Here is a 13092-nt window from a genome sequence, read left to right on the forward strand (position 1 = left end):
ACGCCGACGAATCCGGCCCGGGGCCGCGCGGCGGACGACCGCGTGGCCCCGAGTCATGTGTCGCCGCGGGCAGCCCCGGACGCCGGGACCAGCGATGACAAGGCCGCGGGGAGCGACTTGCGCCACTGGCGGCGCATGAACGCCACTTGCAGCCGCAGGGTCGCGAGCCACACCCGCAGGAGCAGGCGCCTGCCGGGCGACCGTGCCCCTTCATTTTCCGCGGTGGCGATGTCGTGCCGCTCCACGGCGTCCTGGTAGTCGTAGTACTCGCCGAATCCCGCGGTGAGGACGCGCTCCACCACCGGGCGCGTGTGGAACTCCGCGTCGTCGCCGGTGGGCAGTCCGCGGACGGCTTCCTGGTAGAGCACCCCGTCCTCGGGGCGGTCCCACACCCAGGGCGCGGACGCCGAGGGCGCGGGCGTGTGCGTGCGTGGGGACGTGGGCGTTGCCATCGATGTCGGCTCCACCGGTGCGTGTCCCCTGCCTTGGCCCTCTCGCCGTCCGGTCAGGACATGGCGGCCCGTGCCACCTTCGGCCCCAGCCAGCGTTTGAGCCGCCGCAGGGCGTCGAGGCGGCCGACGGCCTTGTCGATGCCGTAGTACAGCCCAGGCGGTACGTGCGGCAGCAGGGGCGAGTGGCGCTGACCGAGGAGGGCGAACATCCGGTGCGGCGGGAGGCCGATGTAGCGGGGCAGGTGCTCGTACCACTGGGCGCTGAAGCGGGCGGCGCTCTGGATCGACAGGAGTTCGGACTTGCGCCGCTGTTCGTAGGCGGCGAGCGCCGTGGGCAGGTCCGGGTGCTCGCGCAGTGCGCCGGCGAGTGCCATGGCGTCCTCCAGGGCGAGGGTCGTGCCGGCGCCGATGGAGTAGTGCGTGGTGTGGGCGGCGTCGCCGACCAGGACCACGTTGTCGCGGTACCAGCGCTGGTTGGTGAGGGTGCGGAAGGTCAGCCACTGGGGCCTGCCGTCGGCGTCGGCGCGGCCGATGAGGGGGTGCCCTTCGAGCAGGTCGGCGAAGAGCTTCTCCAGGAGGGCGAGCCCGTCCGCCTCGTCGGCACGGTCGAGCCCTAGGCCCGCCCAGGTCTCGGGGGCGCACTCGACGACGCAGGTGCTGCCCTCGGCGCCGTAGCCGTACGCGTAGCACCAGACCCAACCGTGCTCGGTCTGCACGAAGGAGAAGGTGAAGGCGTCGAAGACCTTGGTGGTGCCGAGCCAGGTGTAGTGGTTGCGCCCCGCCCTGACCTCGGTGCCGAAGTGGTCGGCGTCGCGGGTCCGCAGGGAGCTGTGCAGGCCGTCGCCCGCGACGATCAGGTCGGCGTCGGCGGGCAGTGCGCCGGGGGCGGCCTCCCGCGCGAACTCCAGGCGTACACCGAGCTCCCTGGCCCGCCCGGCGAGGATCTCCAGGAGCCGGTGGCGGCCGATGCCGAAGCCCTCGTCGCCGCGGTGCCGTGTCGTCAGGTCCCGTACACCGTCCCGTACATGGGCCACTCCGTCGCTCCAGCGCACCGAGTGGCCCGCGACAGCTCGCGCCGACTCCGGATCGTGCTCCTCCAGCTTGTCGAGCAGCCCACGCCAGTAGGTGACGCCCCACCCGTAGGTCGACCCCTCCGGGTTGCGCTCGTACACGGTGACCTCGGTGGCCGGGTCCTGACGCTTCAGCAGGATCGAGAGGTACAGACCCGCGGGTCCGCCTCCGACGCAGACGACCTTCACGTACACCTCTACACGTCGCACACGTTGCTCAAGATTGCTGACCGTGACGGAGCGTAGCAGTATGAAAGGTGATTTTTACTGAATGCGTGATTTAAGCCTGGCTGGGTCACCCTGAGTCCGTACGAACAGCTACCCCGCTCGGCGGCGTGTCGCCACACCCGGCCACCGCCGGCTTCGACGAGACGATTCGGCTCCGGCGGCATTCCCAGGAACCGAAATTCCTTCGCCGCGCCTTGGGGAGGCGCGGACGGTCCGCCATTGACAGACGCATACGGGCTGATCAATCATCACCACGGGCGGCCACATTGGCCGTTGAAACGACCGGCGCGCTGTATGCGCCGCGAGTGGAAGAGTCAGCTTTGTTCGCGAACCAAGACCCCGGTCTCGAGGACCGGCGGACAGAGCAGCACTCACCGCCAGGGCAGAACCTCCCGCGGGGCGGGCTCGCCGCGGCCGTGCTCGCGCAGGCCAGCCGCCGCCCCGACGCCGTCGCGCTCGTCGACGGTGCGCGGACCCTCACGTACGCCGAACTCGACGCGGTCAGCGCGGCGGTGGCCGACAACCTGCGCCGCCACGGCCTGCGTCCGGGACAGTCCGTGGCCGTCTGTCTGCCGCGCTCCTGGCAGCTCGTCTGCGCCATGCTCGGCGCCCTGCGCCTGGGTGCGACCGTCGTCCCGCTCGACGCCCAGAGCCCGCCCGAGCGGCAGCGCCACATCCTGGCCGACTCGGCCTGCACGGCGGTGGTGCACGGTGCCGACGCCCTCGGCGCGGTGCCCGAGGGGGTGCGTCCGCTCGCTGTGGATCCGCTGCTTCAGGGCTACCCCGGCGGCAGCAGTCCCCCTGCCGACAAGAGGTCCCTCGGCGACACCGGCTCCCCCGGCGACAACGATGCCATCGCCGCCCGCCCCGGCGTCTCCTTCGTCTTCTACACCTCCGGCAGCACCGGGCACCCCAAGGGTGTCGAGGTGCGGGACGCCGGGATCCTGCGTCTGGCGCGCCCCGGCTACCTCCAGCTTGGCGAGGGCGCGCGCTTCGCCTGTCTGTCCAACCCCGCCTTCGACGCGATCAGCTTCGAGGTGTGGGTGCCGCTCCTTACGGGCGGCCGCTGTGTGATCCTTCGCGACGAGACGGTGCAGACGCCCGACGTCCTCGCGGCCGAACTGCTGCGCCTTCGGATCGACGTCCTGTTCATCACCGTGGCGCTGTTCAACGCGATCGTCGACAAGGTGCCGCACTGCTTCTCCGGGATCGGTCAGGTCCTGGTGGGCGGCGAGCAGCTCAACGCCCGCCTGATCCGCCGCTGGTTCCGCGACAACCCCGAAAGCCGCACCCGGCTCCACAACGTCTACGGCCCCACCGAAGCCACCACGTTCGCCCTGTGCCACCCCATCCCCCGCGATCTGGACAGCGAGGTGATCCCGATCGGGCGCCCGCTGCCGGGCACCGGGGCGCTCGTGATCGTCGACGGCACCCGCGCGGCGGCACCCGGCGAAGTGGGCGAGCTGTATCTGTCCGGCGATGCGCTGGCTGCCGGATACCGCAATCTGCCCGAGGAGACAGCGCGCCGCTTCGTCGGGCTCCCCTGGCACGACAGTGAGAACGACGGCGAGGACGGTGGCGAGGACGGCGGCGCGCCCAGTTGTCACTACCGCACCGGCGACCTCGTACGCGTCGACACCGAGGGCCGCGTGGAATACGTCGAGCGCGCCGACCGGCAGGTCAAGGTGCGGGGCTTCCGCATCGAACCGGGTGAGCTGGAACGCCGGATCGTGGCCCATCCCGCCGTGCGCCAGGCCTATGTCTGCACCCGCCGCGACCCCGACGGCGTCCATGAGCTGCTGGCCTATCTGGTGCTCGGCGCGGAACTGTCGTACGACGACTTCGACCGGCATCTCGCCGCGAGCCTGCCCGCGTACATGCGCCCCCATCGCGTCTACCGGGTGGCGGGATTACCGCTCAACGCCAACGGCAAGGTCGACAAGCCGGCCCTGCTGCGCCGGTCCGACCCGCCCTGGACTGCCGCCACCGGTGCCGGACAGACCCCTGAGGACGCGGCGGCCCTCACCGACCGGGAGCGTGCGGTGCTCGCCCTGGCGGGACAGGTCCTCGGCGTGGGCGACCTCCGCCCCGGTGACCGCTGGGTCGCCAGTGGCGGTGACTCCCTGAAGGCACTGCGCCTGCGCTTCGAGATCCGGCGGCGCTGGGCCTGCGACGTGCCCCAGGCCCTGATCCTGCGCGCGGACTTCGCCGAGCTGGCCGCCGCGGTCGAGGCGGGTCGCGCCGGTGCCGACGTGCCCTACCCCCCGGTGACCGCCCCCGCCGGGGCCTCCACCGCCCCGGCCACTTCCGAACAGCAGCGGCTGTGGCTGTTCCAGCAGCGCCGACCGGACTCCCGCGCCTACCACGTCCCGCTGTCCTTCCACCTGGACGGCGCCGTCGACACCGCCGCGCTCCGGCACGCCCTGCGCACCCTCGTGGTGCGGCACCCGGCGCTGCGCACCGCCTTCGTGTCCACGCCCGCCGGGCTGCGGCAGGTGGTGGGCGAGGCCTACGACCCGTGGACCGCTCCCCCGGACGGAGCGCTCCGTTCCGACGGCGATGAACCCTACGGCGGCCGTCGCGACTCCGTCGACGACTTCTTCGCCGCACCCTTCGACCTGGCCGAACCCCGGCTCCTGCGCGCATGCTGGCTGCCGCGCCCCGGCGGCGGTGAACTCCTGCTGCTCCTGCACCACATAGCGGTCGACGGCTGGTCGCTGAACGTCCTGTTCGGTGAGCTGTCGGCGGCGTACGCCGCATACACGCGGGCGCCGGGACCCCGCCCGGGCGCGGCCGCGCCCACGGCCGCCCCGCCGGCCCCGACCCCGCTCGACCACGCGGCCTGGCAGGCCGAGTGGTTCACATACGCCGCGTACCAGGACCAGCGGACCGGACTGCGCGAGCACTACGACGGGTCGGCACGGGACTCGGCGCCCCTGGAGCCGGTCCACACGGCCGTACGCGGAGTGGCCGGACGGGGGTCCGACGCCCACGGCAGGCTGCTGCGCACCACGCTCGACGCGGGCCGCAGGGCCGCGCTCGACCGGCTCTGCGCCGACCTCGGCCGCACCCGCTTCCAGCTCCTGCTCGGCGTGTACGCCTGGAGCCTGTACGGGGTGACAGGAAGCACCGCGCCACGCGTCGCGGCCCCGGTCGCCGGAAGGCCGGTGCAGGAGTTCGAGGCGAGCGTCGGCATGTTCGCGAACACGCTGCTGCTGCCCCTGGAACTGTCGCCGCGCGAGCGGCTGAGCACCCAGTTGCGGCGGCACGCCGACGCCGCGCAGGCGGTCCTCGACCGGCAGGACGTCGCTCTCGCCGACGTCCTCGCCGACCGGGAGCCGAGCGCCGACCGGACGCCGTTCGACTTCCTCTTCGTCCTGGAGAACACCGACTTCGGCGCCCTCACCCTGCCCAACTGCACGGTACGGCCCGAGTGGCCGACGCCGAGCGAGGCGAAGTGCCCGCTGACCCTGTCGGTGGTGGAGCACGGCACGGACATCGACTGCCTGTGGGAGTACGACGCCCGGTACTTCGACGCCGGTGAGGCGACCGCGCTCGACGGACTCTTCCGCCGCGCCCTCGACCTGCTGGCCGCGGGCGCGGACCCCACCCTCGCCGACCTTGTGGCGCCCCACCGGCGTGCCCTGCCCGAGCCCGGCCGCGCCCCCGCGACACTCCCGGCCTTCATGACCGTCGCCGAAGGCTTCGCCCGCCAGGTCCTGCTGACCCCCGACGCCCCGGCGCTCGCCTCGGCGGACCGTACGTTCTCCTACGCCGAACTCGACGCGTACGCCGCCGCCCTGGCCGCCGAACTGCGCCACGAGCACCCGCTGCCCCCGGACGACGACGGCCCCCGCCACGTGGCCCTGTACCTCCAGGCCTCGCCCGAGCACGTGGTGGCGCTGCTCGCCCTCGCCCGGCTGAACCTGACCATCGTGTCCCTCGACCCGTCCTATCCGCCCGCGCTGCTGCGGCAGATTTTGGACCAGGTGCGGCCCCTGTGCGTCCTGGTGCCGCCGTACACGGACAGAGCGGACAGAGCAGATGGAGCGGACGGGACGGACGGAGCAGACGGAGCGGACGGGCTCGACGCGTTCGCCCCGGCCGGGCTTTCGCGCCGTCCCGTCGTGCTCCCGGACGCCGCGCCGGTGACCGGAGCGACGGCCGAAGCGGCGGCAGACCCCCTGCCCCCGCACGACGGACGGCGGCCGCTGTACACCCTGTTCACCTCCGGCTCCACCGGCGTGCCCAAGGGCGTGCGGGTGCCCGACCGTACCCTGTGCAATCTGCTCCAGTGGCAGCGCGAGTCCGGCGGGCTCGCGGCGCCCGCCGTCACCCAGCAGTTCGCCATGCTGTCCTTCGACGTCTCCTTCCAGGAGATCTTCGGCACGCTGTGCGGGGGCGGCCTGCTCCATCTCGTCCGTCCCGGTCTGCGCCAGGACGCGCCCGCGCTCCTCGACCGGCTCGAAGCCGCCGGGGTCGAGCGCCTCCACCTGCCGTACGTGGCACTCCAGGTCCTCGCCGAGCATGGCGTCCGACTCGGCCGTCACCCCTCACAACTGCGCGAGGTCATCACCGCGGGCGAGCAGTTGCTGTGCACGGACGCCATCCGCCGCTGGTTCGCCGGGCTGCCCGGCGCGCGCCTGTTCAACCACTACGGCCCGACCGAGACCCATGTGGTCAGCGCCCTGTGTCTGGAGGGGGACCCTGCGAACTGGCCGGAGCGTCCTGCCATCGGACGTCCGGTCGCGGGCGCCTGGCTGCGGGTCGTCGACGACGTCGACGAGGCCGTACCGCCGGGACGCCCCGGCCGCCTCCTCATCGGCGGCCCCATGGCGGCACCCTGCTACCTGGACGACCCCGCACTGGACGCGGAACGCTTCGTCGACCTGCCGGGCCTCGGCACCTTCTATCGCAGCGGTGACGTGGCCCGCTTCGACGCGGACGGCCTGCTGCACTATCTGGGCCGCGACGACCAGCAGATCAAGGTGAGCGGTCACCGCCTCGAACTGGGCCAGGTCGAGGCGGCGCTCCTCCGGCACCCGGACGTCGCCAACGCCGTGGTCGTACGGGACGACACCGACCGGCTCGTCGCCTGCGTGCAGGTCCGCGACGGAGCCGCCCCGCACGCCCTCACCCCGGCCGTCCTGTCCCGTCATGTGGCGCCCCTGCTGCCCCCCTACATACGCGTCGACCGCTTCCGGCGCCTCGAAGCGCTGCCGCTCACCCCCAGCGGCAAACTGGACCGGCGGGCGGCGCTGACCGCTCCCGGCGACGAGCTGCACCACCGCGACAGCGCAGGCGGTGCCGGTTCTGGCCTTTCGGCGTGCGAGGCCCGGCTGAGCGCGCTGTTCAGGGAGGTCGTCGGGCTGCCCGTCGGGCCCGATGAGCGCTTCTTCGACGCCGGTGCGTCCAGCCTCGATCTGATGCGTTTCCATCTGCGCTGCACCGCCGAGCCCGACCTGCGGTTCACCATCCCCGATCTGTTCGAGCACGTGACGGTGCGACGGCTCGCGGCGTTCCTGGAAACGGCGACGGCGCCCACCGCGGCAACCGCCCGGGGCACCGAGAACACCCGGGACGCCCAGGAACCCGTACCCGCCGAAGAACCCGTCGCCGTCATCGGCATGGCGGTCCGGCTGCCCGGCGCCGACGACCTCGCGGCCTTCTGGGACCTGGTGCGCACCGGCGCCCGCGGCATCGAGCACTTCGACGCCGCCGACGGCCTGGTGGGCGCGCGCAGCCAGATGTCCGGGCTGCTCTCCTTCGACCCGGAGCACTTCGGCATCAGCCGCCAGGAGGCCCGGCTGATGGACCCGCAGCAGCGGCACCTGCTGATGAGTTCCGTCCAGGCGCTCGCGCACGCCGGTGTCACCGACCCGGCCGCCCGGTGCGTCGGGCTCGTCGCCGGGTGCGGCGAGAACACCTACTTCCAGTCGCTGCTCCGCGACGGCGACCCCGAGCAACTGCCCGACAGCTTCCAGATGGCGCTCCACCACGACAAGGACTTCCTCACCACCAAGGTGGCCTACCACCTCGATCTGTCGGGCCCCGCCTTCACCGTCCAGGCGGCGTGCGCGAGTTCGCTGGTGGCGGTGCACGTCGCGGCGGGGCTGCTGCGCCAGGGCGACGCCGATGTGATGCTCGCGGGCGGGGTGCTCGTCGACACCCTCCTGACCGGCGGCTACGCCTACCGTCCGCAGCACATCTTCTCCAGGGACGGGCACTGCCGCCCGTTCAGCGACGACGCCGACGGGACCATCGGGGCGAGCGGCGTCGGCGTGGTCGTCCTGAAGCCGCTGCGGAGCGCGCGCCGGGACGGTGACACCGTGTACGCGGTGATCACCGGCTCGGCCCTCAACAACGACGGCGCGGGCAAGCTCAGTTACAGCGCGCCGTCGCTCGCCGGGCAGCGTGAGGTGATCCGTACGGCGCTGCGCCGCAGTGGCCGTACGGGCGCCGACATCGGCTACGTCGAGGCCCACGGCACCGGCACCCAACTGGGCGACCCGGTCGAGGTCGGTGCCCTGCGCCAGGCCTTCGGGGTCCCGGACGCGGGCGCGGACGGCGCGGGCGGCTGTGCGCTGACGTCGGTGAAGAGCCAGATCGGCCATCTCGGCGCCGCGGCGGGCGTCGTCGGTCTCGTACGGGCCGCGCTCGCCGTGCACCACGGCGTGATCCCGCCCAACGTCGACTTCCAGCGGCTCAATCCGCGGCTCGGCTCCGACGCGGCCCCCTTCCACATCCCCGCCGAGGCACATCCCTGGCCCGCCGGGCGGCCCCGGGTCGCGGCCGTGAGCAGCTTCGGCATCGGCGGCACCAACGCCCACCTCGTGCTCGAAGCGGACCCGGCCGCGGAGCCGAAGCCAGGGCCTGAGCCGGAGCCCTGCCTGGTGCTGTCCAGCAGCAGTCGCGCGGGGCTTCGCGCCGACGCCGCCCGCATCGCCGACTATCTGGTGGCCCGGCCCGAGGCGTACGACCGGGTCCTGCGTCATCTCCAGGCCGGGCGACCGGCGAGGCGCCTGCGGGCCGCGGCGGTCTGCGCCGACGTCGAGGCTGCCGTGGTCTGGCTGCGTACGCTGTCCGATTCCGAGGCACCCGGCATCGACACGGCGGTTGACGGGGGCCCGTACGCCGGAGGGGGCCCGTATGCCGGAGGGAACCCGTACGCCGGAGGGGACCCGTACACCGCCACGAGCCGCGCGGCGGCCGCGGAGCTCGTCGACGCCTGGCTGGCGGGCCGGACCGTCCCCTGGCCGCCGGGACCGGCCCAGGCGCCCTGGGACTTCCCCCCACCGGCCTTCCACCTCAGCGAGTACGACTTCCGGCGCGCCGCCCCCACGGACCCGGCCGCCGACCAGGACGAGTCCCCGGCCGGCCGGCGGCACAAGCCGGGAGCCGATCAGCACAAGCCCGAGGCCGACCGGCCGCAGCGGCTGCCCGAGGCCGACTGGCTGCACCAGCCGCACTGGGTGCGCCTCAGCCGCGCCCGCGTCCCGGCCGGTCCGCGCACGCCCGCGCTGCTCGTGGCGATGACCGCCGCCCCGCTGCCGCCCGAGGCACTGCGCCCCTTCGAGGCGGCGTACGAGCGGGTGGTGCGGGTCAGTGCGGGCCCCGCCTTCGCGCGCCTCGCGGACGACGTCTACGAGGTGGATCCCGCAGACCCCGGCTCGCTGCGGGAGCTGCTGGACGCGCTGACCGCAGTGGAGCCCTCAGGGCCGACGGACGTCGACTGGCTGCACGCGCTGCCGCTCGCGGTGGCCGGTCCTGTCGGTGAGGACAGCGTCGACCGTGCCCGGTGGGCCTGCCTGGACACCCCGGCGGCCCTGGTCCGGGCGGCGGCCGACCTGCGGGATGTGCTGCGTCTGCGGCCCTGGTGGCTGTCGCACCGCGCCCAGCCGGTCGAAGGCGACGTGCTGCGACCGGAGTTGGGGCTGCTCGCGGGCGCCGCGGAGGTGCTGCCGCAGGAGTGTGCCGTCGACGGCCGCTGGCTGGACCTGCCCTCTCCCGACCCCTGCGACTGGGCGGCCGCCCTGGCCGCCCTGGCCGCGCTGCCCGCCGATGCCGATGCCGATGCCGATGCCTCGACGGCCCTGCCCCGGCGGCTCGCGCTGCGGAAGGGGTACTGGTGGCGGCAGGCCCTGCTCCCCGTGCCCACGGTGGACGCGCCCGAAGGACTCGACGTGGCGGCGCCCGGCGCGCCCGGTGCGGAGGCCGGAACCCATGTGGTCCTCGGCGGCACCGGCGGGATCGGCAGCGCACTCGCGGCCTGGCTGCTCGCACGCTCGGACTGCCGGGTCGTCCTCACCTCCCGGCGGCCACGGCTCCCCGCCGACCTGGCGCCGTGGGCGGACCGCGTCGAGCTGATCGAGGCCGACCTGGCGACGGAACCGCTCGACGTGGTCCTGAAGCGGATCGAGGCGTGCGCCCCCCGTGTCGACGGCGTGGTGCACGCCGTGGGCGAGGCGGGCGGCGGCCTTGTCGCGCGCCGCGACGCCGCCGCCATGCGCCAGGTCACCGCGGCCAAGCTGCGGGGCGCACTCCTGGCTGAGCGGATCGTCGAGCGCCACCGGCCCGGCTTCGCCGTGTACTGCTCGTCGATGGCGGCACAGTTCGGAGGCGTCGGCCAGTTCGACTACGCCGCCGCGGGCGGTCTCCTCGACGGCTTCGCCCGGCACTGCCCCGATGACGCGGAGGCCACGGTGCGCCTCGGCATCGGCTGGGACATCTGGAGCGAGGTCGGCATGGCCCGCGACGCCCCGCGGTCCGACACCCGGCACCAGGCGCACCTCTCGGTGGGCCTCACGGTGAAGGAGGGGCAACGCCTTTTCGCCAGGGCGCTGCGCCTCGGTCTGCCGCAGCTCCTGGTCTCCACCACCGACATCGAGCGGGCACGCGACTTCTACGTGCCGCCCACGGACACCGACGCCCGGCCCGCGACCCGGTACGAAGCCACGGGTGAGGTCGCCGCGCAACTGGGTGACTGGGTGCGGTCCCTCCTCGACGTGGACGACCTCGCCCCGGACGCCTCCTTGTACGACCACGGCGCCGATTCCCTGACACTGCTCGACCTGATCGCCAAGGTGGAACAGCACTACGGGATCGACGTGGAACTCTCCGAGCTGAGCCACCGGGTCAGCATCGACGAGGTGTGTTCCCGCGTCACCGGTGCCGGGCGGGAGCAGCTCGTGTCCGTGGAGGTGTGGCAGGAGGGGACGAGCCGGGACCTGGTCTGTCTGGTGCACCCGGTCGGCGGCGACATCCAGGCGTACCGCGCCCTGGTCTCCGAACTGGACCCTAGCCTCACGGTCTGCCTGATCGCCGACCCTGCGCTGCGGCGGCCGGACCTGCCCCGCTGGTCGGTCGCCGAACGGGCCCGCCACTATCACGCGGCACTCCAGGCACGCTTCCCGCACGGCGAGTGGCGTTGGCGCCTGGCGGGCTGGTCGTTCGGCGCCTGGGTGGCGCACGCCATGGCCGCCGACGCGGAGGCGTCGGGGCACCCTGCCGCCGGGCTCTATCTGCTCGACCCGCCGCCTCCGGGTGCCGCGGGGCACTTCCGGGCGTACGACGAGTCGCAGTTCGAGGCGGTCTTCGCGCACGAACTGGGGCAGGGCGATGCTGTGGAGGGCGCGGGCCCGCCCGTCGACGCGGCCACCGCGTACGCGGAGCGCCTCGCCCGCTGCTGCCGCGCCAACGTGGCGGGCATGGCGCACCACGAGCTGCCCCGGCTCACCGGCACCCCCGCGCGGGTGTGGCTGGCGGGCCGCCCGGTGGCCGGTCTCGCGGCCCTGGGCCCGCCGGACGAACAGGAGCGATCCTGGCGTGCGGAGTTGCCGCGGCTGAGCTCCTGCGACGTCCTCGACGCCACGCACTACGGCATCGTCAGGGCCCCGCAGGTACGGGCGGTGGCCGCCACCGTCAACGCCGAGTCCCGGCCGGACAAAGCGTCCCGCTGAGAGTCCGTACGCCCGCCACGCACGCGCCGGAAGCCGACCCTCCGCCACCTGCCTATACGATCACGACCAGGCGGGCGCGGACCGATGCCCGCCCTCATGAAACGCACAAAAGGTGGGGGCAACACCTGATGACAAGAACCAAGTTCACCCGTGCCGCGACGGTGGCCGTGACCGGTGCGGTGTTCGCCGCGCTCGGCGTGACGACAGCCGTGGCCGAGCCCGCGAGCGGCACGAAGGCCGATCCGGCGCCGGTGCGCGCCGCCCTGGAGCGCACCGTCGCCGCGGGCGCGCCCGGCGCCTTCGCCGTGGTGCACGACCGTGACGACGCGGGCCGCGACCTGGGCGTCGCCGTCGGCAAGTCGGATCTGAACGGCACGCCGATGAGCACCGACCGGCGGTTCCGGGTGGGCAGCAACACCAAGATGTTCACGTCCGTCCTCGTGCTGCGCCTCGCCGAGCAGGGACGCATCGACCTGGACAAGCCGCTGCGCGACTACCTCCCGGCCGACACCCTGCCCGCTGACTGGGACATGACGGGCCGCCAGGTCCTCCAGCACCGCTCCGGCATCTTCGACCACACCAACGACCTCCTGGAACAGCCCGGCGAGGAGACCACCAGCGCGTTCGAGCAGCGCATCCGCAACACCGTGTACGAGCCCGCCGAGCTGGTGGCGCTTTCGGTGAAGCACGGCAAGCAGTTCACGCCGGGATCGCGCTACTCGTACTCGAACACCAACTACGTCCTCCTCGGCATGGCCGTCGAGCACATCACCGGCACGTCCTACGCCCAGGCCCTGCGCACGCAGATCATCAAGCCGCTCGGTCTGCGCACGACGTCCTACGTGGTCCCCCGCAAGACCATCGCGGGGGCGCACGTCACCGGCTATCTGACGAACGACGACCGCACCAAGCCGCTCCTGGACTCCACCGAGCAGAACGGCTCCTGGGTGGGCAGCGCGGGTGCCGTCATCTCCTCGGCAGCCGACCTGGACACCTTCCTCTCGGCGCTGCTCGCGGGCGACGCCGGCCGTCTTGTCTCCGACGAGTCGGTACGGCAGATGACGACCGCGCTGCCCACCCCGACGGCGAAGGTCTCCTACGGGCTCGGACTGCGCGAGATGACCCTGTCCTGCGGGAAGGTGTACGGCCACGGCGGCATCGTCCAGGGCTATCAGACCCAGTCCTTCGCCACCCCCGACGGCCGCCGCACGGTCGTGGCCTTCGCCAACGCCTCCAACAACAGCGGGGTCACACAGGCCCTGACCAACACCCTCGAACCGGCCTTCTGCGGCACCAAGCCCCCGGCGGCCGCCAAGTTCAAGCGCTCGCCCGCCCCCGCTCCCGCCCCCGTTCCCGTGGTCGACGACACCCGGTTCTGACCCA

Annotated in this window: 4 protein-coding genes; 2 read left to right on the plus strand and 2 right to left on the minus strand. The window is 73.2% G+C overall.

Translation table 11 applies throughout. The features are described from left to right. Positions 1-53: 53 nt before the first annotated feature. A complete protein-coding gene (locus tag IG78_RS0100535; RefSeq protein WP_030558856.1) occupies positions 54-452 on the minus strand; it encodes a hypothetical protein in 399 nt (132 codons plus the stop codon). Between the two features lie 53 nt (positions 453-505). Next, a complete protein-coding gene (locus tag IG78_RS0100540) occupies positions 506-1717 on the minus strand; it encodes an FAD-dependent monooxygenase (protein ID WP_030558857.1) in 1212 nt (403 codons plus the stop codon). A 449-nt stretch (positions 1718-2166) separates the two neighbouring features. On the opposite strand from IG78_RS0100540, the gene IG78_RS0100545 reads away from it, so the two are divergent. Together IG78_RS0100545 and IG78_RS0100550 are read left to right on the plus strand one after the other, a co-directional pair. Then, positions 2167-11709 carry a non-ribosomal peptide synthetase gene (locus IG78_RS0100545; protein WP_051852289.1) on the plus strand — a complete coding sequence of 3181 codons (9543 nt, stop codon included), beginning with the start codon at positions 2167-2169 and terminating at the stop codon, positions 11707-11709. Positions 11710-11837: 128 nt separating this feature from the next. Continuing rightward, positions 11838-13088: a serine hydrolase domain-containing protein gene (locus IG78_RS0100550; protein WP_051852242.1), complete on the plus strand. Its 1251-nt coding sequence runs from the start codon at positions 11838-11840 to the stop codon at positions 13086-13088. Positions 13089-13092 lie beyond the last annotated feature (4 nt).

Origin of the sequence: Streptomyces aureocirculatus (assembly GCF_000720475.1) — a bacterium.
In the GTDB taxonomy this organism is placed as follows: Bacteria; Actinomycetota; Actinomycetes; order Streptomycetales; family Streptomycetaceae; genus Streptomyces; species Streptomyces aureocirculatus.